The sequence below is a fragment of the Streptomyces sp. NPDC057428 genome, assembly GCF_042803195.1.
Classification (GTDB): Bacteria; Actinomycetota; Actinomycetes; order Streptomycetales; family Streptomycetaceae; genus Streptomyces.
Map to the genome: position 1 here is coordinate 1 of NZ_JBHVCT010000053.1, position 24,810 is coordinate 24,810.

The window sequence follows — 24,810 nt, forward strand, 5'->3', positions numbered from 1 at the left end:
CACCACACCCGCGAGCACCAGCGCACCTACCCCGACCAGCGGGACTACCAACTCGGCGCCTGATCAACGACCTTCCCCCAGAAGGATCCGCACCCGAAGCCGATCGCCCTCGAGCCGGGCGTGCACCCCGGCACACTGTTCTCGGGCGGAGGGGTCGTCGACAGGGACAACACCTCCGGTCTGAAGACGGGCGCCCTCGACCCGATCGTGGTGTTCGCCAACACCAACGGCGTCAGCGTCTACTACAGCAACGACAACGGCCAGACCTTCCAGGCTTACGACAAGGGACGTAAGCAGATCGAGATCCCGAACGAGAGCCGCGACCCGAAGGTGTTCTGGGATACGGCGCGCCGGCGATGGGCCATGGTCGCCTGGTCCGACCAAGGTGGCAACGGAGTGAACGTCTACACCTCGAAGAACCTCCTGGACTGGACGTTCGCCAGCCGCTACTCGGCCCCCTGGCTCTTCGAGTGCCCGGACATGTTCCCGCTCCCGCTGGACGGCAGGACCGGTCAGCAGCGGTGGGTACTGACCTCTGCCTCCAGCCAGTACGTCGTCGGCTCCTTCGACGGCACAGCGTTCCGCACCGACTGGACCGGTCCGCAGCAGATGGACCTGGGCACGACGCACGCCGGCGGCACCTTCTATGCAGCACAGACCTTCACCAACACACCCGACGGCCGTACCGTACAGATGGCCTGGCAGGGCGGCAACCGCGGCAGTACCTGGACCGGCAACGCGAGCTTTCCGGCGTCGCTCGATCTCGTCACCACCCCGGACGGCCCACGGATAACCCGTACACCGGTGGCCGAACTCGCCTCGCTGGCCTCGGAGACCAAGACATGGAAGAACCAGACGGTCGACGCCGCCAGAGGTGAGAACCTGTTCGCGGGAGTCAAGGCCGACACCTACGAGATCACCGCACAGTTCGACGTCAAGGACGCGAGTGCCACCCGGTTCGGGTTCGACTTGCACGCCAGGTCGGACGGCTCCGCAGACCGCAGCGTGGTCTATGACACCGCCGCGCAGACCCTCCAGGGCAAGTCGCTCAAGCCGAGGATCGGCAAGGTGGAACTGCGGCTGCTCGTCGACCGGGGCCAGTTGGAGATCTTCGCTGACGGCGGGAGATACTCGCTCTCGGACAACGTCGACTTCGACTCCGCCGCGAACAGCCAGGGCATCCGGCTGTTCGCGGACGGCGGCAAGGCGAAGCTGGACAGCGCGACCTTCACCCGGCTCAACACCAGTTGGGGAACGTCCCAGTCAACCTTGGCCGGCAACCTCGAGGGGCCGTGGCATTCGGCCGGAGGCTCGTGGAGCGACGTGAACGGCGGGAAGCGCGTTTCGACCAGCGGCGACGGCTTCTACATCAGCGCGAGCAGCGGTAGGGACGCCGTCTACCAGGGGGACATCACCCTGGACAGCGCACGCGCCGCGGGCCTGACCTTCCGGGCCAACGCCTCGGGCGTCGGCTACACGGCGAACATCGACACCAGCGGCACCGTCAAACTCTGGCGTCCGGGCAAGGACATCGCGGCTCATTCCACACCCATCACCGCCGGCCAGGCCCACCACCTCAAGGTGCAGACGAACGGCGCACGCATTCGGGTGTGGCTCGACAACGGCAGTGAGCCGGTCATCGACGCGAGCGACACGGTGTACACGGGCGGGCTGTTCGGAGTGAACGCCTACGACGGAACGGCGACTGTGCAGAACCTCAACATCGGCACCGGCGGTTTCACCGCGTTCCCCGCCGGGCGGTGGGCCGCGCGCGGGGGCACGTGGACGGTCACCCCGGCCGGACTGCGGGGGAACTCCGCGCAGGACGGCTTCTACCTCAGCGACCGCTCGGGCGGCGACTTCACCTACGAGGGAGATCTGTCGGTGACCAATGGCACCGCGACCGGCCTGACCTTCCGGGCAGGCCCCGACGGGGTCGGCTACACGGCGAACGTCGACACCAGCGGCACCGTCAAACTCTGGCGCCCGGGCCGGGACATCGCCTCGTACACCACGTCGATCATCGAAGGCCGCACCTATCACCTGAAGGTACGCACCGATGGCTCACGACTCCGCGTCTGGCTGGGGGAAGGCTCCGATCCGGTCATCGACGCGACAGACACCGCATACGCCGACGGGCTGTTCGGAGTGAACGGCTTCGCGGCGAACACCGTTGCGCAGAACCTAGAGGTGAGTTGACGGGCGGGGGCCTCAGGGGACCGGCGTTCGGGCCCGCCTGGTGGTGTCACAGGGTGGCGGCAGCCAGACTGACCACGTATCGCTCCTCGACCACCTGATTCGGGAAGACCTCGGACAGGAGGTCGCGCTCCTTCGCGAGGAAGGTGACCGTCGCCTTCTCGCCGAGGATGAGGAAGTCGGAGTAGCTGGCAAGGTTGGCGAGGTGCATGTCGAGGGGAACACTGCGGGTCCACGGCAGGTGTCGGTGGAGGAAGCCGAGCTCGGACGGCAGTCCGCGGAACCGGGCCGATGGATCGTAAGGGCTGTCGCCGGTCCCGAAAAGTCGGCGCAGGCGGGCATCCTGGTCGGCAATCCAAGGAACGGTGCTGTCGGAGTCGTTCCACCAGAGGGCAAGTGCACCACCGGCGCGCAGGACTCGGCGAGCTTCCGGAACGGACTTGCGCTGATCGGTCCAGTGCCAGGCTTGGGCATAGGTGAGGACGTCGAAGGAGGCGGAGGCCAGCGGCAAATTGTTGCCGTCCCCGATGACAAGGGGAACTTCGGGCAGGCCCAGACGGAACTGGAGGGCCATTCCGGGCCCGGGCTCGACCGCGATGACGTTCGCGCCGCGTGCTCGAAGAAGCCTTGTCGCCAGTCCGGTTCCGGCCCCGACGTCGGCGACACGAGCGCCCTCCAAACGGCAGTCGGTGAGTTCCTCGATGGTGTCGAACAGCTCGGTCGGGTACGAGGGACGGTTCGCAGCGTAGCTGGCCGCTGCTTTGTCGAACGAAAGTGCCTGCGAAGTTGCGTTCATACGGCCATTGTTGAGTACTGGGAGTGGTGCTGTACGCCGAACTTCGCGGTGGACTCGCGCATTCGACCCCCGCGGACGTAAGGCTTCGGCACGGCCCGGACTCGCTTCACGCGTCGTCGAGCTGGGTGCGGTGGCCGTCGGCGAAGCCCGCGCGACGCGTCGCGGTCTCGGCTTCGCACGCGACGGTCACCAGTTCACCGAAGGAGGGAGCACAGGCTCAGCCAGGTGAACCAGGCCATCCAGGACTCCTCGGATGGCGTCGGCAGGGGCAGGATCGCCGTATGAACACGCAACCGACGATCACCCTCGTGCGCGGGGACATCACCGAGCAGCACGCCGACGTCCTGGTCACCGCCGCCAACTCCTCCCTTCTTGGCGGCGGTGGAGTCGACGGCGCGATCCACCGGCACGGTGGGCCCGAGATCCTTGCGGCCTGCCGGGCCCTGCGGGCCTCGCACTACGGAAAAGGACTACCAACCGGGCAGGCGGTGGCGACCACGGCCGGTCGGCTGCACGCGGAGCACGTCGTCCACACGGTGGGCCCTGTCTGGTCCCGCACGGAGGACCGCTCCGAGTTGCTGGCCTCCTGCTACCGGGAGTCCCTGCGGGCCGCATCGGAACTGGGCGCCCGGACAGTTGCCTTTCCGGCGATCTCGACAGGCATCTACGGCTGGCCACTCGACGACGGGGCCCGGATCGCTGTACGCACGGTCCGTGAGACAGCGCTCCCTCCGATCACCGAAGTCCGGTTCGTGCTGTTCGACGAGGAGGCGTATACCCGCTTCAACGAGGCACTGACCGCCTAATACTCCAGTTGTAGATGCTGATCTTCATTCCTGGGCGGCTTGTCGTCGGTAGTGGCTGGCCTGGGACTGCGCCTGATGGCGACGTCGCCACAGGGACCAGCCGAGCAGGTGGGCAGGGTCGAGGACCGGTCGGACGACGAGTGCGATGAATAGGCGCCGGATCTCGTTGCAGGTGAGTGGTATGAGTCCGTCTGGTGTGGGGGCGCGGGTGTGTTCATCCGCGCGGACGACAGCCAGGAAGGCGTGCGCGAGCATGGCGAGGGTGACCCAGCGCGACCAGGACGGGTAGCGGCGGACCTGGTGCTGGTCCAGGGCGGCCAGGCCCTTGCCGGCCTGGAAGAACTCCTCGACCCGCCATCTCGATCCGGCCACTCGCGCCAGCGTGGCCAGCGGGACCTGTCCGGGTGAGAAGCAGCGGTAGTAGGCCAGTTCGCCGGTGCTGCGGTTGCGGCGGATCAGCAGTTGATGAGTACCGGGCCGGGGGTCGGTGAGGTCGATGACGGCCCAGTCGTAGGAGCGGTGGCCCTTTGCTCCGGCCCCGGCGGAGAGCTTTTGCCAGGCCCGCCTGGGCAGCTTCTTGACCAGCGTGTCCCCGCGGAACTTCCCTGCGCTGGTGGTGACTTCGTGAGAGCGGGCCACCGCCAGGACGTAGCCGGTGCCTCGTGTCTCCAGGGTGCTTCGTAGCGTCGGGTTGCCGCCGTAGACCTCGTCGCCCGCGACCCAGGCAGCGCGGTGGCCGGCGTCCAGGAACCGGGTCACCATGCGGGCAGCCAGTTCCGGCTCGGTGGCGAAGGCGTTCTCCTGGTCCAGACCAGCGGCGCGGCGGCGGTCGGGGTCGGCGGTCCAGGAGCGCGGGACGTACAGTTCCCGGTCCACGGCGGCGTGCCCGCGCTGACCGGCGTAGACCAAGTAGACGGCGACTTGGGCGTTCTCGATCCGGCCCGCAGTTCCGGTGTATTGGCGCTGGACGCCGACCGTGGCGGTGCCCTTCTTCACGTCGCCGGTCTCGTCGACCACCAGGACCGCCTGGTCGTCGTGCAGGTGCTCGACGACGTAGTCGCGCACGTCGTCGCGGACCTGGTCCGCATCCCACTTTGCCCGCCCCAGCAGGTGCTGCATGCCGACCGGTGTCTTCTCGTCAGCCCATTCGGCGATGGTCCAGCAGTTCTTGCGCGGCAGGTCCGACAGCAGCCCGAGTATCAGACTCCGGACCCGACGCCGGGGTTCGATGCGGGCGAACCGGCCCGCGATGCGGCCCATCAGGCCCTCGAACGTCTCCTGCCAGCGGGCAGCGTCTACGCCGTGACCTGCGGCCACCGCATGATCGTTTGTCTTCACACGCTGATGATCAACGGTGGCCGTATCCATGTGCCGACCGGTCCCGACCAACAAGACCGTCAGCTGTGCGGCCGACTGGAAACAGCCGGACGCCGCCGGTCATCCCGGCTTGAGCACACCCCGCGCGATAACCGCCTCATACAGACGCGCAGCCATCGAGGCCGCCTGCTCCGGCGACAGCGTCAGGACCCCGTTCTCCGTCATCAAGGCGTGGAACTGCTGCTCACGATAGGGAACGCCGGGCGGCAGGGCGGCGATGTGCCAGTGCAGATGCGCATTGCCGTGCTGGCTGCCGAGCGAGTACAGGTACGTGCGCTCCGGCCCGCAGACCGCCTCGACGGCGAGGGCGATCTCCCGGACGAACAGCATGAGCCGGCTGTAAGCCGCCTCATCCAGGTCGCGCACGACGTGCTCGACGTGCGCCCTTGGCGCGACCAGGACCTTGCCCGGCACCGTGGGCCACCTGTCCAGGAACGCCACGTGATCGGCATCCTCAAAGACCGTTGCATGCGCATAGTCCGGGTTACCAGCCAGGAACGCACAGACGAAGCAGGGGCCGCTTCGGGTCCGCTCCACGTACTTCTCAAGATCCATCGGCTGTCGATCCGTTGACACCTGCGCACCTTTCCGTAGGGGGTACACCAGTCTGCCTCAGACCTACTACCTGCACCGGCGCAAAGAGAGCCATCGACTCAAGATCGGGATCTACAACTGGAGTATTAGGAGAGAGTCTCCCCGGTCGGTGATGGAGGTTTCGGCGTGCTGCTTCGGCTGATCCTGCTGTTCCTCGCGTGGACCCCCAGGCCGCGGCTGCCCGGGGACGAACCGGTGCTACGCCGTGCCGACGCACCCGCGCTGTTCGGCCTGATCGACGAGATCGCCGGGGTGGCGGGTGCCCGCGGTGTGGATGTGATCGCGGTCGATGTCGCCGCGAATGCGGGTGTGAGGACCTGTCGTGTACGCGGACGCCGTCTGCTGACGCTGGGCCTGCCGTTGTGGGAACACGCTGCCCTCCCGAGGCCGAAGCATGGGCATCCTGGGCGACTGATCTGAGGGAAGTAACCGTCAGTTGCTCGTGCCGACGCCGGAAAGCGCGTACGGCCGGAGGACCATCCCCGCAGGGCGGGAATGGTCCCCTTCAGGTGTTCGTACTCGGGGTCGTTCTCGAATCAGTTCAGCCCCGCAATCCCGTGCGGCCGCCCTCAGTGCTTCCGGGTCACCTGGAAGGAGCGGATGACCGTCTGGTCGACCTTGGTGCCTGCCGTGTCAGCGGCGGTGAGACGGATGGAGGCGTATCCGCCGGCCGCGGGCATGTGGAGGGCCACGATGCCGACGTCGCCCCAGTGCCTGACCTTGGCGGTCTTCCAGGTCCTGCCGTCGTCGAAGGACACCTTGACGCCCAGCGAGGTGGTGACCGCCTTGGCGGCGCCTCGCTCAGCCGCCACGGTGAAGCGGTACGTACGTCCTCCGTCGATGGCGCCGGTGGTGGCGACGGGCCCGTTGAGCCGTACGTTGATCAGCGGCAGCTGCGTCGGAGCGGAACCCGACGGGCGCCCGGAGACGAAGGTCCAGGTCGCCGATGCCTTGCTGCCAAGGGTGGACCAGCCGACCTTGCGCGTACCGGCCGACGTCAGTGTGTATGTGGCCTTCTCGTACGGGACTGCCGCCTGCAAGCGGCCCAGGGTGTCCACGGACGCGGTCTTCACGCCGTCGCGGTACAGGGTCGAGGAGCCGGTGGTGCCCCTGGCCTCGCCCGAGTGGGTGGGCGTGTTCTCGGCTGCCGAGGAGAACAGTCCGGGTGTGAGGAACAGTGTGTCCTCGAGGCGCGAGGCGTCCACTGTCCGGGCGCGCAGGGGGGCCTGGTTCCAGCGGCGGGTGTAGAGCCCTCCGGGCCGCAAGCGTGTGGCGCCCGCGAACTGGACTTCGTCGAAGCCCGCGGTGCCCTGGGCCCGCATGCCGAGCGAGCGGTCCCAGACGATCGCCGCGTCGTCGGTGTAGTACCGGGTCTCCTTGCCCGGCACCGGAATCACATTGCCGTCCCCGAAGGTGACGGCGCCGTACGACGGGATCGGGGAGTCGATCCGGACGCCGAGCGGCTTGCCGCCCTGGCCCGCGTAGGATTCCTCGACCCGGCCGAGTGCCGCGTCGTGGATCCTGCGGGTGAGGATGGCGGGAATGCTGCTCTTCGTGTTGACGGCGAGGTTGTAGGTGTAGCTCCAAGCGGGCTTCGTGGCGGTCTTGGGGACCGTGCCGCTCCAGCGCTGGGTGGCGAGGAACCAGAACGGGTGGCTGGTGACCTTCTCGGTCGGCGTGGCGTAGATGCGGTCGCCGGGGAAGCCCAGGACCAACTTCTGGGTGCCGTAGCGCCCGTCCGCGCTGATGGACGTCGTAGTGGCGAAGATTCCCTCGTTCCTGGCCTGGCCCTTGTCCACCGTGAGGCCGACCTCCTTGGCCGTGCTGCCGTCGAGGCTGAGCGAGGTGTCGGCGGCGAGGCGGACGCCTGGCTGGGAGAAGAGGACCGAGGTATGGGCCACGGGGTCGAACTTGTTCGCCGAGATGTCGTACTCGCTCTCCGGCAACTGCATCGATGCCTTGCCGTCGGCGTCGGTGGCGACGCCGTACTGCAGGCCGGTGCGGGTATCGAAGGCGGAGACGGTGGTGTCCGCGCCGACGGGCTTGCCGTCGAGGCCGAGGACGGTGAACGACAGGCCGTGGGTGAGCGGCTCCGCGTAGATGCCGAAGGCATCTCGCACCGTGGTGGTGCCGTCGTGGGTGGCGGCCACGATCGAACCGCCGTACGCGCCCGTCATCCTGTCGTCGACGGCAGCCGTGAGGGTGGCGGACGCGGTGCCGCCGGCCGGGACGGTCAGGGTGTCGGCCGACAAGGCGAACGCGCCGGCCGGGGCGGCTTGCCCCCGCGGTCCGTACGCGTCGACGGAGAGGTGGAGCGTGACGTCGGTTCCACCGTCGTTGGTGTACGTGACCGTGCCGGTTCTGGTGACGTCCTGGTGCGGCCAGGCGGCCTTGCCGAGGCTGACGCTGCCGGAGGTGGCACGCACGTGCTGCGTGGCGGCGCGGGCGACGTCGAGTCGGCCGCTGCCCTGGTCGTAGGCGGTCAGCCCGGGGAGTCCCTTGGCGGCGCTGGTGAGAGCGGCCTTGAAGTCGGCCGCCTTCCAGGCCGGGTGCTGCTGCGCGAGCAGCGCCACGGCCCCGGTCACGTGCGGGGTGGCCATGGAGGTGCCGGAAGCGGTGATGTACGAGGGGCCGGCCGGGTCGCCCATGGTGGTGCCCGCGGCACGGGCCGCGGTGATGTCCTGTCCGGGGGCGACGACGTCCGGCTTGACCGCGAAGTCGCCGATCCGCGGGCCCCGGCTCGAGAAGTCGCTGAGTGCGTCCTGCTTCGTGGAACTGCCCACGGTGAGTGCGGAGTCGGCGATGCCCGGGCTGCCGACCGTGCCCCCGAAGTAGTCGGCTGCCGGCGCTCCCTCGTTGCCGGCCGCGATCACGAACAGGGTGCCGTGGTCGGCGGTCAGCCGGTCGACCGCTTCGGTGAGCGGGTCCGTCTGGGCATAGGGGGCTGAGCCCAGACTGAGGTTGACCGCTTTGGCGCCGGTCTCCGCCGCCCAGGTCATGCCGTTGATGACTGCGTCGTCGGCGCAGAAGCCGTCGTCGGTGCATACCTTGCCGACCAGCAGATGGGCGTCGGGGGCGACGCCCTTGTACTTGCCCGCCGAGGCGGCACCGGTGCCGGCGATGATGGAGGCGGTGTGGGTGCCGTGGCCGTGCCCGTCAGCCGCCGATCCGGAACCGGTGAAGTCCTTGGCCTGGCCGGCGGCGGTCTTGCCCGCGAGGTCCGGGTGAGTGGGGTCGTATCCGGTGTCGAGGTCCGCGACCGTGACACCCTTGCCGGTGATGTGAGCACCGGTGGAATCGACGCTGTCCCAGACCTTGGGCGCACCGACGATGCCGGTGCTCTCCGCGAGGGCGACTCGGCTGCGACCGTTGAGCCACACCTTGTTCAGCGGGCCCCGCAGTCCCTGCGCTCCTGTGACGAACTTCCAGAACGAGGCGGCGTCCCGCTTGGCGGGGGCGAAGCTGCCACCGTCCAGGGCCTCCAGGGTGCTGGTGATCCTTGTTCCGTGCCGCTGGATCGCGGCGCGGGCGGTGGCGGACTCGCCGCCGCGGCTGGAGTAGAGAAGCGGCAGCGATTCGTCCGAGGCATCGTCATAGCCGGCGTCGATCTGCTCGGTGACGTCGAACAGGCGAGGATCGAGTCGCCCGGCGGTCAGCAGGGCCTGGGCGTCGGAAGGGACCACCGAGATGTGATGGTCGGCCCCGTGCCACTGGTGCGACATCTGGAAGCGGACATGGGTGCGGCCAGGACCGCGCTCCACGCTCACCGCGGGGACGCCGCTGGACCCACGGGTCACGGTGACCTTGTCACCGGTGATCAGCGTGAGGGTGTGCACGGCCTTGGTCTCCGGGGCGGAAGAGCTCGGGCCGGCGACGGCCGGAGAGAGGCTCTGGGACGCCTCCGCGGCGCCGGGCACGACGCCCGCGACAAGGCCGGCCAGCGCGGGCAGCAGGGCCCATCTCGCTCGTATACGCATGTATGAAAATCCTCTGGCCGCCTGGAGACCGGTGAACAGGCGGCGGACAAGGGGGGCACCGGCGGTTTCCGGACACCCTGGACGCGGTTGCGGCAGCCCTCTGACGGGGGTATGGACTCCCCATCAGCTCGGGCTGCCGGCCGAGTCGTTGGTCACAAGGGCGAGAAAATCACACTTGGCCGAAAAGTTGCATAGCAAAGTACGTTTCAGTTAGAAATTTATTAGCACCTGAAAAATAACGAAGCTGGAGAGATGCACTGAAAGACGGATATTTTGGAGACCACCGGACACGCAACCTCAACTTCGATGCGCGCCTTGCGAAGGGCGGCGGCTCGTGTGCGTAGATGCGGGCGGCCAGGCATTGACGGAAATGGAGGCGATAGCCGCCTTGTCGGGCACCGCAGAGGTGAGTGAGGGCGTGCCGCAGAGCGCTTCCTCCGAGCCGTCCACACCGGCGGGAGCGACTTCCTCGGCGCCCTCCGGGTGGGCTGCGCTTCAGCCCGGCTCTCGCCGCTCGAAGCGCAAGGCGGGGCGAGGGCCCGAGGTGGCGGGCGCTCGATGCACCCGGCTGCTGGTTGCGATCACGCTCGACCCCGGCTGCTCGCGCCGTGGGGCCGGAGCATACCGAGGACGAGGTGTGGTGGACCCGCTGCGGGCGCCGCGCCAAAGGCGCACACCGACGTTGCACGAAACCCACACGATGACTGATCATGTGTGCAGACGGAACACATCGCTTCAGTGCACTGCGCGGATGTGTCAGCCGGCGTGCACTCACGCGCCACATACCTCCCCCTCGCTCCCTGTGAGGTACCCGCCTGCTTCCGGCGTCGGGAGTCGCATGCATCCACCCGCGGGTCACCGCAGAAGGAGAAGTGACTGTATGTACTCGGAGTCCGAACTCATAGAACGTGCCCGTGAGTCGCTCGAGGCGCATCGCGCCGTCTGCAAGCCCTGCCGTACTCAGGGGAGACCGTGCGCGGCGGCGAAGTTCCTCAGCCGCCGGCACAACGATCTGGTGCGAGCCGTGCGCGCGGGTGAGCCGGGGAACTTCTGACGATCCCGCACATGAACGGGTGGTGACGATGCCTCTGCGTCGCCCGGCCCGCCGTCTCGGTGACGGCTCCCGTGCCGCCGTCGACGGCCAGGAGCGTGCCGACGGGGAAGCGTTCGATCGCCTCGTCGACGCCTACCGCGGTGGGCACCAGGTGCTCCCGCGCGAGGACGGCGAGGTGCGACAGCGGACTCCCGGTCTGCGCCACGAGCCCGGCCAGGCCCGGCAGCATCGATGCCAGGGCGGGGTCCAGGTGGTCCACGATCAGCACCGGGTGTTCGGGACGCTCACCCCGACCGTCCCAGGCCGTTCCGACTCCGAACCCTCCACCCGCGCCCTGCCCCTGACCCGGCGTCGACGGACCGGAAGGTTTCTCGGCGACCGGGACGCCCTCGGCGAGACGGAACACGGCGGGCAGCGCACCGGTCTCCGGGCGCGGGACCCTCTCGTCGAGGTCGGCCGGCAGTCCTTCGCCGCGGGCGGCGCGCACGATCCGGGCGGCCTCGACAGAAGCGTCGACGTGCGTGACGGTCAGCCGGCCTGCCGTGTCCACACGGGTCTCCGGGCGGCGAGTCGGACCGGGGTGCGGGTCCGGAAGGAGACCATCGGCGCCCCTGGATCCCGGAGATCGGCAGGTCGCCGACCCGGCGCCCGCTGCCCCGCGAAGAGGCCGGCGGCGAACCAGGCCAGCAGGGGCACTACAGCGGCGAACAAGCCGGCAAGCACGGGATCGGCTGAAGTCAGGGCGGAAGTGACCACGACACCCAGGCCTGCCGTCACACTGACCACACGCGCGCGGAGCGAGAGGACCGCGGTCGCCATCGCGAGGGCCGTCAGCAGGTACCAGCCGGTGAGTGCACCCGGCAGCGCCACGTACTCCCGGAAGAGACTTCCTTCGTGCGCCGGGAGGTGCGTGAGAGGCACCCAGCAGGCATAGGCGAGCCCGCTCCCGCTGGTGAGCAGCAGTGCGAGCGCGGCGCGGGCGTAAAGGGCCGGCCGCCGGCTCGCCAGCCAGAGAAGGACCATTGCGGTCAGCGGCCAGGGAACAAGCACGTAGAGGGACGTCATCACATCCGCCGAGTCCACCCAGGCTAGGTCGGGGTACGGCTCGCCGTGGGGGGAGACTCCCAGTACGGCAGCGTGGAGCATGGCGGCGGCCGCCGCTCCCGTGGCCAAGTGCCGCAGTATTCTGGGCAATCGCGCCTTGCGCGCGGCACCGCGCCGGGCACCGATCACGTGAACGGACGTCCGAGCCGCGGTGCCCGACGTCATCTCAGCTTGGGCTTCCACAGTTGACCGCCTCGCTTAATTGACTGAGCAAGCATAGCGACTAGTTGATGCGTCAAGCAAGTAAGCGCTGCCGATCCCCCCGGTCCGCGTCGGCAGGTGGCCGCCCCCGACTTCGTCGCGCTGAACGCCCATCACGAACCCCCTTCGACGGCCAGAGCGGCCGCCTCACCCCGCTCACCCGACAGCGACAGGTCGGCAGGGCCGCGGCTCGATGGCTGGCGCGGTGGGCTTCGAATGCGGGGGTAGAGGAGTGAAGAGAGCCGAATAAGGAGGCGCAGATGACGAAGGACACCTCATTGTGCGCGGTGGGATGGGCGCAGTCGTTCCCGGTATCGCAGGGAGTACGGGCCGGCCGCCGGTGGACACAGGATCACCTGGCGTCCCTGGAGTGGACGAAGAACGCCCCCGAAAGCGTGGACGCGATACTGCTCAGTGTCTCCGAGCTGATCACCAACGCCCACGTGCACGCGCACAGCGATGCCCAACTGGTCCTCACCTGGGACAGCCGATGTCTGCATGTGAGTGTCCACGACTCCGATCCCCTGCCCCCCGCCCAACGGCCCGAAGACCTCACCACCACCGGCGGGCGCGGTCTTGCGATCGTCGATGCACTCGCCGACGGATGGGCCACACACGCCCAGGCGACGGGTAAGACCGTCACCGCCTGCTTCGTACCCACCGGCGCTCCGAAGCCCTCGCACGGCGAGGCCATCGGCTGATCCTGGGCCGGACATGATCAGCGCTTCAGGAGAGAGGGTCCGGTACCGATGAGTTTCCGGGGCGGGGCGTGTCTTCATGGGTGTGGAGACCTGCACACTTGAGACAGCAGGCGCGAACCCTCGTGTACGACGTCCGTGGGGCCGTTGCCGACCGATGGCGGACGTCCGCCGTCGCACATGATCGGGCAGCCGATGGACGCCACGGGGTTCGCCGCGCTCGCGGCACGCTTCCCCGAGCGGACCGTCGTCACCTACGATCCGCGCGGGATCGGTCGCAGTACCCGGAAGGACGGGCGGGTCGACTACACGCAGGAGACCCAGGCCGAGGATGCGCACGCCGTCATCGAGGCGCTCGGACCGGGCCGGTCGAGATGTTCGCCAGCAGTGGCGGGACAGTCACCGCGCTCGCAGTCGTGACCCGGCACCCCCGTGACGTGACCACTCTGGTGGCGCACGAGCCACCGCTCATCACAGATCGCTGTGGGCGAAGAGTCCGCGGGCGTGCAGACCGGGCGCACCTCGGCCGCGACCGCCGAACTCCTGAACCAGCGGGTGACCACGTTCCCGAGCCATCATGGCGGTTTCCTCGACGGGGAGTTCGGCTACCCGGGCAAACCGGACGAGTTCGGGTTGCGGTTGTGTGAGGTGCGGGGGCGCCTCGTAGGACACCGGCGCCCCGCCATCGGACGGAACTGTGGTGAACGGTCGCTGAGGGCGTCGAACCTCGGCACAGAAGCAGTCGCAGTCGGCCGGACCGGGTTCAGCCGGGCGGCTTCCGGCGACAGAGTGCGGCGGGATCCGGACGGTATGACCCTCCGGTGCCGCTGTGCCCGCCTGATCGACCCGCCGGGACACGGGTCCTCGGCGCGCGCGAGGGCACGAGCCGAGAAACCACAGCCGGCCGGCGAGCCATCCGGCTCAATGTGCGTTTTCCGAAGCGGAGCGACGCGTGCGCTGCGGTCCGGGCGGGGGCTCCTCGCCGCGGATGTCCGAGAGAAGCGCGGTGATCGCGGCCATGATGTCTTCGGTCGCCTCTCGCAGCACCTCTTGCGTGAGCGGCTTGCCGGAGTATCTGCTGAGGTCGACGGGCCGTCCGGCGACAATGTCGACCCGCCGCCGTAGGGCCAGACTCAGCCGCCGGTTACCGCGCCCGCCGCGGGCGTAGGGCGGTGCGATGCGGTGGGCACCCCACTGGGCGACGGGTATGACGGGCGCACCGGTCATGAGGGCTATCCGTGCGGCTCCGGTCTTGCCGGTCATCGGCCACAACCCGGGATCCCGGGTGACGGTCCCCTCCGGGTAGATCGCCACACAGTCCCCCTTGTTGACCGCTTCCACCGCGTCGCGCAACGCGAACGCCGCATCCGCTGTCCCGCGGTGCACCGGGATCTGGCCGGTCTTACGCAGCATCATGCCGACGAAGGGGATGGAGAAGAGGGAAGCCTTCGCGAGCAGTCGGGGCGGTCGGCCGCTGTTGTACTGGAAGTGCCCGTAGGTGAGCGGGTCGATGTACGAGATGTGATTGACAGCGGTGATGAAGCCGCCGTTCGCAGGAATGTGCTCGAAGCCCCGCCAACGGCGGGACACGAGAGGGAACAGCACAGGCCTCACCATGGCGGCCGCCAGTCGAAGCCAGACGGTGTAGGCCTGGTTGGTGTTACGGGACACCCTTGCCCTCCTTGATCCTTGCGGCGCGACACGCCGGTCCGTCACGGGGAAACTCCCGGCATCGCGACGCCTTCCCATCGGTCTGCCCTGCCCCACCATGGGTGCGACCGCGGAGGGCCGGGACGTGTCCCACGGCAGCCGCCACACGGCCCTGGCCCCGGTCCAGTCACACACTTCACTTTTTGCTTCATCAAGTATATTGATCGACTGCGAAGGCGTTCACGCGAGGTCGGGCTGAGACCGTCGAGGCCAAGGTGAGGCGACTGCCGCCACCCCGGTGCCACCACCGCCGGCGAAGGTCCGGCACTGCCAGCCGTCTGGCATCGCACCCAACCAGCCTGATCAGCAGCAGGCTTGACCGCGGTCCTCCAGGATTTCGGGCCAGACTGCTCGGACAGTACACAGGACGGCCATCCGGCGGGCACACGGGCGACCGCAGTACCGTGTGCGCCTGACGCAGTCAATCTCTACACATAATTCACTTGTCACGTATGTGAGTCGGGCAAGCGTGGAATCACACCGCGGGATCCGACGTTCCTCGGGCCGGACAGGCGAATTGTCACGCCCGCGAAACCCGTGCCGACGCACGGCCGACAACACGGAAACAGCGAAGAAACCGCAGTTCGCACGCTCGTGGCGCAAGGCCGGGCAGGACATCCAGCCCTCTGGGCCGCACCCACTCCACCCGCGTCCCGGCGGCACGTCACCACAGTGGAACTTGTGCCCTGAAGAATAACTTTGCTCAATAACGTCCAGGTATACCCGCCCTCACTGTTTCAGCACTGCTGTCGACCTCGACGAGAGGCGGTTGTGACCGGCGGGAATTGGCTCCCGTAAGATACGTGTGAAACCGGGGACCGACCGCGGACCGCGGCACCCGCTACAGCGAGGTGCGCGGCTGTGGTTCACATGTGGCCGAGTCCGAGGGCGGATCGCCTTCATGGCTTGTCACTACCGTGCCACCAGGAGCGGAAACACGAGGGGCCCTGCCCGGAGAAGCGATGAGGTCGACTCGCCGGTGAGAGATCCAAGGCAACGGAAGCCGGGGACGTGCCGGGCTCGTGGAGTCCGGTCGATGTCGGCCGGACAACCGAGCCTGATCCCGTCGGCTCGTCACATCCGCCGCCCTGTAGAGCACCTGGTAGCGGTTCACCCGATGGCAATTCAACCCCACATCCCGTAAGGACCAGCACTTTGCACAAGAGGAGAAAAGGGCTGCGGCTCCCCGTCATGATCGCGGCGGGGGCGCTGGCCGCCGGCGGCCTGGCCACGGTGCAGTTCACTGCGCTCGCCGACACCAGGACCGACTCCGCCGCCACCTCTCGGCAAGCGGACTTCGCCTCGGCCGCCGAGGAGTTCCACGTTCCCGTCAGCGTCCTGCTCGGCCTCGCCTACCAGGAGTCGGCGTGGGACGCCCACGGGGAGCAGCACAGCACCGGCGGGGGCTTCGGGCCCATGCACCTCACCGATGTCACCCCGGCCATGATGGCCGCGGGAGGAGCGGGCGGCGCCGGACGTGAGGACCTCGCGTCGATGGCCGAGAAGCCTGCCCTGCACACGCTGCAGGCCGCCGCGAAACTGATCGGGCTGTCGCCGGACACCCTGCGCAAGGACCCCACCGCGAACATCCGTGGTGGCGCGGCGCTGCTTGCCTCGTACCAGAAGACCGTGGCGGGCAGCACGCCGACGAACGCCGACGAGTGGTACGGCGCCGTAGCCCGCTACAGCCAGTCGACGGAGCGTCGGGGCGCGGTGGCCTTCGCCGACCGTGTCTTCGGCACTGTTCGCCGCGGCGCCTCCGGCGTGACGCAGGACGGGCAGCGCGTACGGCTCGCCGCCTCCCCCTCGGTCGCCCCCTCCAAGGCCCAGGTGGACCGTCTGCATCTGAAGACGTCGGCCGCTGCGGACATCGAGTGCCCGCCGGCCGTCCAGTGCACGTTCGTACCGGGATCCCCGGCGGGCGTGCAGGTGTCCAACCGGCCCGCGAACGGCATCCGGATCGACACCATCGTCATCCACGACCTGGAGGGCACCTACGACGCCGGGGTCAACGGCCTTGCGTCTCCGACCAATCCCGCGGCCACCCACTACGTCATGCGGTCGTCCGACGGCGCGGTGACCCAGATGGTGCCCACGACGAACATCGCCTTCCACGCCGGCAACTACTCGACGAACATGCACTCCATCGGCATCGAGCACGAGGGGTTCGCCGCGCAGGGCGCCACCTGGTACACGGAGGCGCAGTACGAGGCCACGGCCACGCTCGTGAAGTATCTGGCGGCGCGCTTCGACATACCGCTGGACCGTCAGCACGTCATCGGCCATGACAACGTGCCTGGTCCGGCCGACAAGTACGTGGCAGGCATGCACTGGGACCCGGGCAACGGCTGGGACTGGGACCACTTCATGGATCTGCTCGGCCACGGGTACAGCGGGCTGCACAAGGTTCCCACCGTGGGCTCGGTCGTCACCATCGACCCGGGTTTCACCGACAACGTACAGAGCGTCCGTGTCTGCCCCGGGGACGACCCGAGCGACTCGTCCTCGACGACCTGCACGGACAAGCAGCAGGCGTCGAACTTCGTCTATCTGCGCAAGGCTCCGGACGCCGCCGCCCCGCTCTTCGGCGACCAGTCGATCCACGGGCAGAGCGGTGATGGCACGAACCGCATCAACGACTGGGGAAGCACCGCACAGTCCGGTCAGCAGTTCGTCGTGGCCGACGTCCAGGGTGAGTGGACGGCCATCTGGTTCAGTGGCGCGAAGGTGTGGTTCCACAACCCTGATGGCAAGAACGCCAAGATCACCTACGGCGTGAAGACGATCAGTCCCGTGGGATCCGCCGCGGTGGCCGTGTACGGCCAGAGCTACCCGGACGCTGCGGAGTACCCGGCCGGCCTGAGCCCGTCGACTCAGTCCGCGCTCAGCATGTACAGCGTTCCGGCTGGTCAGGCATACGTCGCCACTCAGCCTCCGGCGCTCACGGACGACTATTTCAAGAGCAGCGGAACGGTCGTCTTCGGCGGCAAGAAGATGTACACCATCCAGTACAACCACCGCGTCGCGCTGGTCTACGAGAACGGTGTCAAGGCGACACCCGTGACCCGGCACTGGGAGGACCTCGGGAACTGATCATCCCACCCCCATGGGCGAGGGTCCCGGCCTGAGGCCGGGCCCTCGCCCGTGTTTCCGGGCCGTGCGGGACGCGGTGGGAACAGAACGGGCGCACTCGCGGTTCTCGGCCATGGGCCGGTACACAGACTCCGCCGCGCCCTCCCCCACTGAGAGGTTTGCCATGACCGCGTCCGTTCCGCTTTCCATCCTGGACCTGGCGTACATCAACGCAGGTGAGACGGCGGCCGACAGTTTCCGTGCCAGCGTGGACCTGGCACAGCACGCCGAGGCGTGGGGGTTCCGGCGCATCTGGTATGCGGAACATCACAACATGTCCATCGTCGGCTCCGCCGCTCCCGCCGTGCTGATAGCCCACATCGCATCGCAGACACGGACCATCCGCCTGGGGGCAGGCGGTGTCATGCTCCCTAACCATGCACCCCTGTCCGTGGCGGAACACTTCGGAACGCTCGAAACACTCCATCCCGGGCGCATCGATCTGGGGCTGGGACGCGCCCCGGGCGGCGACATGCAGACCATGCGTGCCCTGCGCCGCGATCCCCGTTCCGGTGACACCTTCCCCGAGGACGTGGTCGAGCTGCGCGGGTATCTGAGCGGCGAGACCGTGGTCCCCGGTGTCGAGGCGACGCCGGGCAAGGGCTCCGGCGTTCCCCTGTACATCCTCGGTTCGTCCCTCTTCGGGGCGGGCCTGGCGGCGGCGCTCGGGCTTCCTTTCGCCTTTGCCTCCCACTTCGCGCCGGGTGCGCTGCTGGACGCGGCCGACCTGTACCGACGCGATTTCCGCCCGTCCGCACAACTGGACGCGCCGTATCTCATGGCCGGCGTGAACGTCGTCGCGGCGGACACCGAGCGGGAGGCCCAGGACCACTTCCTGGCCGCCAAGCGTCGCAGGGTGATCCAGCTGCTCGGCCGCGCCGGGGTGGATGTCCCCGCGGACGCGGCGGCGACAGTCCTGGACACACCCGTCGGCAAGCAGGTCCTCGGGCAGGTCGAGCAGGAAGTGAACTACACCGCCGTCGGAACCCCGGCTGAGGTCCGCGACTACCTCGACCGCTTCACCGCGGCTGTCCAGGCGGACGAACTGATCACCACCTCGCTGCCGGTCGACCGGACAGCGTGGCTGCGGTCTGCCGAACTGCTGGCGGAAGTCAGCGACCTGGTCGCCGCCTGAGCGACGGAGGGGCGGCGTCGGTAACGCGCGCCGCTCCCCCGCCGCCGCCCAGCATTCCGTAACGGCGGCACCAACAACGTCAGCGAGCACGGATCCGCTCAGGCGCAGGACGCCAAGGTGCCGCCGCACGAAACGTGAGGCCTGACGCTTCGCCCCGGCAGCCGAACCGTCCTTCCTCTCGCGCGTAATTCGTCGCCCGCCGCCGGGTGCACACGTGGGTACCGTTGATCAGGCGATCACTCCGTTCCCTCCCGGAACGACACGTCCCGCGCGGGGACCTCATGGTCCGCCGAACCGTGACCGGACTCCCGCGCTGCCTCACGGGCGCGCACCTGGCCCTCGACGGCGTCCCCCTCACCGACCTCCGAGGGAGCACATGGCCGCCACCCGGCGTTCAGTAGTGGACCGGCGGATACGCCACGAGAACCTTGTAGCTCATGGCCGGCACGGCGAGGGTGCCCGCGTGCAGGCCGGTGATCCGAGCGTATCCGTGGGTGCAGTCTTCACCCGAGAAGACGTCGACGTAGGCGTACTTGAGGTTCGCGATGGACTTCATCGGCTCCGGGAGGTTGATGCACTCGGCGTCGGAACTAGCGGCCGGAATCGGATACACCGTCCCGGTCAGATCCGCGCCTGAGTAGAAGTTGGCCTGCCCCCAGGGAAGCTCGGCCGCTGCTGCCGGCTGGGCCACTGTTCCGCCTGCCAGAAATGCCGCTCCTGCGAGGGCTACGGCGACAACGCCCCTGTTGCAGCGGAGGTTCTTGCGAATGTCCATTCGAGTTTCCCTCTGTACGGGGTCCCGCACCTGCACGCCGCCGACCATGGGTTCAGGCTCGTCGCGATAGCGGAACGATCACTTACTTGACTACGCAAGTTTTACGCCGGTACGGCAACTCCCGCAAGCGAAAGGGTGATTGACGTCCGTCACACTCCTGGATATGGCCGTATCAGTACCGTTCTGATGCGTTCTACGCTGACGGAGCCGAACTGCGGGAGCCTCGAAGCCCCCGCGACGAACTGACGCAAGTGCCGAAGCCGCAACGCCCGCGACCGGACCCCTCGTCGGAGCCGTGCCGGGCCGTCGGGCGACGTCAGCCCCAGCCCCACGCCCGTGATGGCGGATACCTCGTGCGGCCGGGGTGTGCCGCTCCGACGACCACCCCGGCGACACCTCACGCGTTCCGATCGGCCCACCGGGCCGTGGCGAGCCCACCCTCGCCATGGCGCGGGTCAGATGGTCGGCGTCGGCCAGGGGACCTCGGTGGTGACGGCGGCGGTGTAGTCCACGCCCGGGACGGAGAACCCGTAGAGGCGGCGGACTTCGTCACTGAACCAGTCGAGGTCGGCGAGCCCGGTGATGGTGTCGCTGGTGGCAGCGCTCCAGCGTTCCGCGACGGCGTTCTGAACCGCGGGGTCGAGTTCCCAGGTGTCGAGGCGGATCCGGCCTTCGTCGTCGAGGACGAGGGGGCGGGCGCCGGTCAGCTGGTCCCACAGCTCGACGAGTTGACCGATCGGAGCGACCATGGCGTCGCCGAGGACGCCTCTCAGCAGCCCGACGTACAGGGCGATGCCGGGGATGGCGGTAGAGGACTGCGTAACGGCAGCGGCGTTGACCGAGGTCACGGCGCGGCCGCCCAGCGTCCTGCTGAGACGCTCGTCCAACGTGCGTGCGGTGGACTCCAGATGGGACTTTGCGGCGCCGATGGTGCCCTGCCGGTAGATGGCCGCAGTGAGCGGCGAACCGATGTAGGACAGGGCGGCGGTCGCGAAGCCGTCGGCGAGCAGGGACCGGTCGGCCAGGAACGTGATCCACCGTTCCCAGTCGGTGCCGCCCATCACCGCCACCGTCTGCTCGATGTCGTCGCCCTCGGCCGGGGCGGTGGTGACCTCCTTCACCTCCGGGGCACCGTACTCGTCGAAGACAAGGGTCCTGGTGGTGCACGACGAGCCGATCGGCTTGAGAACCGAGGCATGCACGTTGCCGGTGTCCGGATCGGTGCGGCGAGGGGCCGCCACCGAGTAGATCAGGAAGTCGAGTCGTCCCCCGAATCGCTCGGCAAGGAGACCGGCGACCTCCTCCTTCACCGTGTCGCTGAACGCATCGCCGTTGACGAACACCATGTCCCGCCCGTGCTGCTGGGCGAGCCGGGCGGTAGCCGCGGTGCGATACCAGCCGGCTGTACCGGTGCGCCGCGCGGGTGCCTTCTCGAAGCACACGCCGATGCCACGGATCCCGGCACGGGCCAGGCCCGCGATCGTAGCGGCCAGGCCGTACCCCGCGGACGAACCGATGATCAGGGCCACCGGCCCCTCGCCCCCGGCGGTGACCGGTTCTGGGACGGCCTGCCACATCTCGTCCACCAGTTGTCGGCAACCGCCGGGATGGGAGTCGAGGAACAGGAAGCCTCGGTTCTTGGGCGCGATGACGCGTTCGCTCACGGTGTGGTGCCCCAGATGTCGTCACGGACAAGTCGCAGCGGCCGCCTCGGTGGCCCCTCCTGCGAGTCTGCGACCGTGCGGACGAACACGTGATCTTGACCGGCACAACGATGGGCTGCTGGGCTTGGAGGGATCCGCCATGGTCTGATCCCCGGATCTCCCGTCAGATGCCTTGCAGGCGTGGCAGCTGCGGTTGGCCCCTGGAGCAGCGGCCGGAAGTGATCGCTGCCGGCCTCGATGACCGCGCAGACTCGACCGGCGACCATGACCTTCTCCGACATCGTTCGCGACGCCCGCCGTGCGCTGCCCGGAGCGCGCCTCCGACGACGCCTGTTCCGGCGCTACACGCTCGTCTGGCACCGCGACCGAACGGCTGGCATCAGGAGACCGCTGTCCATGCGATGACTCGTCCCCTGATCGTCCATGGCAACCCCCGGGGGTGGGGCTGCCGGGTGACTTGGCGGCACACCGTCGCTTGCAAGGAGGTAAGGCAGGTTACCGGAGCTCGATCCGGTTGCCCTCCGGGTCGGTGACCAAGCGGTGGGCCGTCGACTTCGAAAATCTCGAAGCACGGGCCGAGCCCGGCCGGTTGCCGAAGTTGAAGGACGCACTCGCGGTGGCCAATCGCGACCTGATCGCAATCCTGCCGAGTCAGGACGCGGACCCTGATGGCCGAACCGCCTCAATGGCCTGCGTCTCCGGGCGACCGCGGCAGGGGGCAGGTCTACGTGGCGCTGCCGGACGGCCGTTGGCACGGCAATGTGGTGAATGCGTCTGGCCTGGAGAAGGGCGACCCGGCGGCCCGCAGGACACGACGTTGGTGCTGACCGTCGTCGCGGATGCGGCCCGGACGACCGTCGTGGAGTTGCTGAGGCAGGTCTGGCCGGTCTGCCGGGAACACCGGATCGAAAATGCATCGCCGCCCCGCGGGGACCACTCACGGCTGGGACGAGGGCAGCACTGACGCGACCGGTCCACCGGTGTGGTGGTGCCGGGGCGGTCATGACGCCGCAGGTGCCACGATGTCCCTCCCGTGGGCGAGTTGGCCGCCACTCTGCCGGGCAAGCAGCGTCGTGCACTGCGGTGTGGCGAATCTGAACGAGGGGACCGGTAACCGCGGGCGCCGGCCGATGCCACGGTGCGGGACCCGGGCATCGGCTTCGTGGCGGGTGAAGGTCAGCCGGCCCATCCCTCGGCCTCGACGGCCGGAACGGTCGTGGCGAGCTTCAGTTCCTTGCGAGCGGCGATCGACTTGCTGGGGTCGATACCGGCGAACGCCGCGTCGTAGGCGGTCTGGAAAGTGTCGGCGTCGCCGGCCGACGCCGCCGTCTTCCACTCGGCGGCGGCCTCCTCCAACAGTGCACGCAACTTGCCCGTCTCCGGCTGCTCGATGCCCCGCAACGTCTGGACGTGAGTGTCGAGCGCCGCTGCCACGGCCCTGGCCTGCACCTTGTATCCGGGCAGATCGTCCGCGGCCTTGTCCCCCTCGGGCTGGTGGGCCCACAGGGCCTCGTAGACGGCGGCCGAACCCTTGAGGTATGCGAGCTGGTCGGCGTCCAGAGGATCGCTCTTCAGCGAGCCCGAGAACGTGCCCGATGCGCTGGTGTAGGCACAGCTCACGGCGCGGTCGCCTGCCGCCCAGGTCGTCTTCGAGGGGGGATAGTAGAAGACGTCGACCCCCTGGGGCAGCGCCCAGGGGTCCGGAGCGAACTTCTGTGCCGCGCCCGGACACCGTCCGTCGGCGATCACCGCGACCGCGTCATCCCCAGGGAAGGACTTCTCGTCGTCGATCGTGAACTCGTCCACGATCTGCCCCAGGTGGGGCTCCGCGCACGGCACGGCCTGGACCGCGGGTTCCTCGGAACCGGTGGACTTGCCGTCCAGGTTGTAACAGTCACCGGTGGCGAGGGAGGAGACCGCGTGCTTGTTCGCGCCGTCCTCGTCAGCGCCATCGGAGCAGCCCGATGTGCCGATGGCGAGAAGTGCGACGACGACGGATATACCGCGCAGGGAACGGGACGTGACACCCAAAGACATGACGTGTGCATCCTCAAACGGAAAATTTACGTATAGGTGTGCGCATCGTATGGCACTTCTGCGACCACCCTTCACCGGCAGGGGCGTCGAACGGCTTCGGGGGCCCGTGTACACCTTGGGGTAGATCGAGCCGCCCCAAATGCCGCCCTTCGGAGTGCCCTTGAACTCCGGAGAGCTGAGCCTGGGGCCAAGGCCCGATCGCCCGAGAGCACCCTGACCCCGGCCCGGTTTCAGAAACGGTCAGAGCCCCTTCCGGTTCGGAGCCCCGGTGGCCCCTCGCGTCAGCAGCCACTCCCCAGCCCGGAATTCGTACGGCCTCCTGGTCTGAGTCGGGGCGGGTCCATCGGTGCCGCAGGCGTCCGTTCGCCGACAGCCGGCATCCGACCCGCGACTATCAGGCTTGTCGCCGCGTTCCACCACCGCAGGAGTCAGGGCGTGGAGGCGAGGGCGCGGGCGTCTTCGGCGATGAGCGCCGCACGGGCGGGGTTCAACGACCTGCCGGACTGCACCTTCGCCCAGGTGCCGAGGAGTGCGTACTGCTTCAGACCGAGCATGGCCGTCATCGAGCTGACGGAGGCGTCCTTGGCGCCGGACGTGAGGATGAGGTGCGCCAGGCCCGTCGGGGTGGCGTCGAGCGTGAAGGCCCAGGTGTCCTCGGCAGTACCTCCCGCTCCGGACGCCACGGCGCGCAGCGTGTGGCGTCCGGCAGCCAAGGTGGTCAGGTCCAGCGGGGTGCCGGCCGTCACGGGCCGGCCGTCGAGGCTGAGGGCCACCGAGTCCGCATGGTCACTCTGCACGGCCGGCAGGGGGACTGCGCGCGGTCCAGTACCGCGGAGGCGGCGGGTGAGGTGATCGCGACCTTCGGCTCGGCCGGGGGCGCCGACCGTTCCTGACGGTAGGCGCTGTTCCAACCGTTCAGCTCGGTCGGCCGGTTGGTGATGACGCCGTCGACGCCCGCGCTCTCGAGGGCCTGCCAGCGGTCGGCGTCGTCCACGGTCCACACCATGACGGCCACACCGGCCTTGTGCAGGTCGGCGACGACGGACGGCTTCTTGCTGAGCGCGCCGTCCTCCGGGTTGTACGCGGCCAGGTGCAGTTCCTCGGCCAGGGCGACCGGATCGGCGTCCAGAGTGCTGCGCAGCAGGCCGAGGGGCAGGTCGGGGGCGAGTTCGTGGGTGTAGCGCAGGGCATCGACCTGGAAGCTCTGCACGAAGACGCGTCCCGTCATGCCGTGGGCGCGTATGGTCTCGACGATGGTGGCCACCTCGGGCTTGGTGTGCGTGCCCTTGATCTCCAGCAGGAGGTCGCCGCCGCGGGTGCGCAGATCGTCCAGTTGGGCAGCCAGCGTCGGGACGCGGGCTCCCCCGTAGTGGGGTGCGAACCAGGAACCGGCGTCGAGGGCGTCGAGCTGAGTGGAGGTCAGCGAGCGGATCGCGCCGGTTCCGTCGGTCGTGCGGTCGACGTTGGTGTCGTGGAGGATGTAGGGAACACCGTCCTTGTGAGGTGTCCCCCGGAGTGTGGACACGGGGGTTCATGCTGCGAGTGTGAGTGTAC

18 protein-coding genes and 2 pseudogenes are annotated in these 24,810 nt (G+C 68.6%); 8 read left to right on the plus strand and 12 right to left on the minus strand.

Features of this window, described 5'->3' with window-relative positions:
* Positions 1-102 precede the first annotated feature (102 nt).
* Entirely contained in the window at positions 103-2,199 is a 2,097-nt protein-coding gene (locus tag ACFU5K_RS20570) for a glycoside hydrolase family 32 protein (RefSeq protein ID WP_384063671.1), read from the plus strand.
* Positions 2,200-2,245: 46 nt separating this feature from the next.
* Here the strand turns inward: ACFU5K_RS20570 and ACFU5K_RS20575 are convergent, their stop codons facing one another.
* Positions 2,246-2,992 carry a class I SAM-dependent methyltransferase gene (locus ACFU5K_RS20575; protein WP_384063599.1) on the minus strand — a complete coding sequence of 249 codons (747 nt, stop codon included), beginning with the start codon at positions 2,990-2,992 and terminating at the stop codon, positions 2,246-2,248.
* Between the two features lie 281 nt (positions 2,993-3,273).
* Between ACFU5K_RS20575 and ACFU5K_RS20580 the strand changes: the two genes are divergently transcribed.
* Entirely contained in the window at positions 3,274-3,798 is a 525-nt protein-coding gene (locus tag ACFU5K_RS20580; RefSeq protein WP_384063602.1) for an O-acetyl-ADP-ribose deacetylase, read from the plus strand.
* A 24-nt stretch (positions 3,799-3,822) separates the two neighbouring features.
* Here ACFU5K_RS20580 and ACFU5K_RS20585 read toward each other — a convergent pair whose 3' ends face one another.
* On the minus strand, positions 3,823-5,058 hold the full coding sequence (locus tag ACFU5K_RS20585; protein WP_384063673.1) for an IS701 family transposase: 1,236 nt from the start codon (positions 5,056-5,058) through the stop codon (positions 3,823-3,825).
* A gap of 177 nt (positions 5,059-5,235) precedes the next feature.
* On the minus strand, positions 5,236-5,730 hold the full coding sequence (locus tag ACFU5K_RS20590) for an HIT family protein (RefSeq protein ID WP_384063605.1): 495 nt from the start codon (positions 5,728-5,730) through the stop codon (positions 5,236-5,238).
* A 165-nt stretch (positions 5,731-5,895) separates the two neighbouring features.
* Between ACFU5K_RS20590 and ACFU5K_RS20595 the strand changes: the two genes are divergently transcribed.
* On the plus strand, positions 5,896-6,189 hold the full coding sequence (locus ACFU5K_RS20595; RefSeq protein ID WP_384063607.1) for a hypothetical protein: 294 nt from the start codon (positions 5,896-5,898) through the stop codon (positions 6,187-6,189).
* 149 nt (positions 6,190-6,338) lie between these two features.
* Here ACFU5K_RS20595 and ACFU5K_RS20600 read toward each other — a convergent pair whose 3' ends face one another.
* The 3 genes from ACFU5K_RS20600 to ACFU5K_RS20610 form a co-directional block, all read right to left on the minus strand.
* Complete coding sequence (locus tag ACFU5K_RS20600; protein ID WP_384063610.1) at positions 6,339-9,746, minus strand: S8 family serine peptidase; 3,408 nt, start codon at positions 9,744-9,746, stop codon at positions 6,339-6,341.
* Between the two features lie 992 nt (positions 9,747-10,738).
* Positions 10,739-11,350, minus strand: a complete 612-nt coding sequence (locus ACFU5K_RS20605) for a PEP-utilizing enzyme (RefSeq protein WP_384063613.1) — start codon at positions 11,348-11,350, stop codon at positions 10,739-10,741.
* Positions 11,329-11,973, minus strand: a complete 645-nt coding sequence (locus ACFU5K_RS20610; protein ID WP_384063616.1) for a hypothetical protein — start codon at positions 11,971-11,973, stop codon at positions 11,329-11,331. Before ACFU5K_RS20610 ends, ACFU5K_RS20605 begins: the two co-directional genes overlap by 22 nt.
* A 392-nt stretch (positions 11,974-12,365) precedes the next feature.
* On the opposite strand from ACFU5K_RS20610, the gene ACFU5K_RS20615 reads away from it, so the two are divergent.
* Both ACFU5K_RS20615 and ACFU5K_RS20620 read left to right on the plus strand, forming a co-directional pair.
* A complete protein-coding gene (locus ACFU5K_RS20615; protein WP_384063618.1) occupies positions 12,366-12,806 on the plus strand; it encodes an ATP-binding protein in 441 nt (146 codons plus the stop codon).
* A gap of 82 nt (positions 12,807-12,888) precedes the next feature.
* Positions 12,889-13,454: pseudogene (locus tag ACFU5K_RS20620) on the plus strand (alpha/beta fold hydrolase); the annotation flags it as partial.
* A gap of 270 nt (positions 13,455-13,724) precedes the next feature.
* On the opposite strand, the gene ACFU5K_RS20625 reads toward ACFU5K_RS20620, so the two are convergent.
* A complete protein-coding gene (locus ACFU5K_RS20625) occupies positions 13,725-14,420 on the minus strand; it encodes a lysophospholipid acyltransferase family protein (protein ID WP_384063676.1) in 696 nt (231 codons plus the stop codon).
* 1,248 nt (positions 14,421-15,668) lie between these two features.
* Between ACFU5K_RS20625 and ACFU5K_RS20630 the strand changes: the two genes are divergently transcribed.
* Both ACFU5K_RS20630 and ACFU5K_RS20635 read left to right on the plus strand, forming a co-directional pair.
* The gene (locus ACFU5K_RS20630) at positions 15,669-17,606 is read left to right on the plus strand and encodes an N-acetylmuramoyl-L-alanine amidase (protein ID WP_384063620.1); all 1,938 of its coding nucleotides are present in this window, start codon (positions 15,669-15,671) and stop codon (positions 17,604-17,606) included.
* A gap of 163 nt (positions 17,607-17,769) precedes the next feature.
* Complete coding sequence (locus tag ACFU5K_RS20635) at positions 17,770-18,780, plus strand: LLM class flavin-dependent oxidoreductase (protein ID WP_384063622.1); 1,011 nt, start codon at positions 17,770-17,772, stop codon at positions 18,778-18,780.
* A gap of 394 nt (positions 18,781-19,174) precedes the next feature.
* Here ACFU5K_RS20635 and ACFU5K_RS20640 read toward each other — a convergent pair whose 3' ends face one another.
* Both ACFU5K_RS20640 and fabV read right to left on the minus strand, forming a co-directional pair.
* Positions 19,175-19,555: a hypothetical protein gene (locus ACFU5K_RS20640; RefSeq protein WP_384063625.1), complete on the minus strand. Its 381-nt coding sequence runs from the start codon at positions 19,553-19,555 to the stop codon at positions 19,175-19,177.
* 455 nt (positions 19,556-20,010) lie between these two features.
* Positions 20,011-21,219: an enoyl-[acyl-carrier-protein] reductase FabV gene (gene fabV / locus ACFU5K_RS20645; protein WP_384063627.1), complete on the minus strand. Its 1,209-nt coding sequence runs from the start codon at positions 21,217-21,219 to the stop codon at positions 20,011-20,013.
* A gap of 228 nt (positions 21,220-21,447) precedes the next feature.
* Between fabV and ACFU5K_RS20650 the strand changes: the two are divergent.
* Positions 21,448-21,624: pseudogene (locus tag ACFU5K_RS20650) on the plus strand (SAM-dependent methyltransferase); the annotation flags it as partial.
* Positions 21,625-22,395: 771 nt separating this feature from the next.
* Here the strand turns inward: ACFU5K_RS20650 and ACFU5K_RS20655 are convergent.
* From ACFU5K_RS20655 to ACFU5K_RS20665, 3 genes are all read right to left on the minus strand, one after another.
* Positions 22,396-23,256, minus strand: a complete 861-nt coding sequence (locus ACFU5K_RS20655; RefSeq protein ID WP_384063630.1) for a septum formation family protein — start codon at positions 23,254-23,256, stop codon at positions 22,396-22,398.
* A 428-nt stretch (positions 23,257-23,684) separates the two neighbouring features.
* Positions 23,685-24,002: a hypothetical protein gene (locus ACFU5K_RS20660; protein WP_384063633.1), complete on the minus strand. Its 318-nt coding sequence runs from the start codon at positions 24,000-24,002 to the stop codon at positions 23,685-23,687.
* Positions 23,999-24,781, minus strand: coding sequence for a glycerophosphodiester phosphodiesterase (locus ACFU5K_RS20665; protein WP_384063635.1), 783 nt, complete (start codon positions 24,779-24,781; stop codon positions 23,999-24,001). The genes ACFU5K_RS20660 and ACFU5K_RS20665 overlap by 4 nt, the downstream gene beginning before the upstream one ends.
* Positions 24,782-24,810 lie beyond the last annotated feature (29 nt).

Bases quoted from the DNA above. Each gene is read 5' to 3' on its own strand.
- ACFU5K_RS20575 (WP_384063599.1), bottom strand. From the start codon at position 2,992: ATGAACGCAACTTCGCAGGCACTTTCGTTCGACAAAGCAGCGGCCAGC.
- ACFU5K_RS20580 (WP_384063602.1), top strand. From the start codon at position 3,274: ATGAACACGCAACCGACGATCACCCTCGTGCGCGGGGACATCACCGAG.
- ACFU5K_RS20585 (WP_384063673.1), bottom strand. From the start codon at position 5,058: ATGGGCCGCATCGCGGGCCGGTTCGCCCGCATCGAACCCCGGCGTCGG.
- ACFU5K_RS20590 (WP_384063605.1), bottom strand. From the start codon at position 5,730: ATGGATCTTGAGAAGTACGTGGAGCGGACCCGAAGCGGCCCCTGCTTC.
- ACFU5K_RS20600 (WP_384063610.1), bottom strand. From the start codon at position 9,746: ATGCGTATACGAGCGAGATGGGCCCTGCTGCCCGCGCTGGCCGGCCTT.
- ACFU5K_RS20615 (WP_384063618.1), top strand. From the start codon at position 12,366: ATGACGAAGGACACCTCATTGTGCGCGGTGGGATGGGCGCAGTCGTTC.
- ACFU5K_RS20625 (WP_384063676.1), bottom strand. From the start codon at position 14,420: ATGGTGAGGCCTGTGCTGTTCCCTCTCGTGTCCCGCCGTTGGCGGGGC.
- ACFU5K_RS20635 (WP_384063622.1), top strand. From the start codon at position 17,770: ATGACCGCGTCCGTTCCGCTTTCCATCCTGGACCTGGCGTACATCAAC.
- ACFU5K_RS20640 (WP_384063625.1), bottom strand. From the start codon at position 19,555: ATGGACATTCGCAAGAACCTCCGCTGCAACAGGGGCGTTGTCGCCGTA.
- ACFU5K_RS20655 (WP_384063630.1), bottom strand. From the start codon at position 23,256: ATGTCTTTGGGTGTCACGTCCCGTTCCCTGCGCGGTATATCCGTCGTC.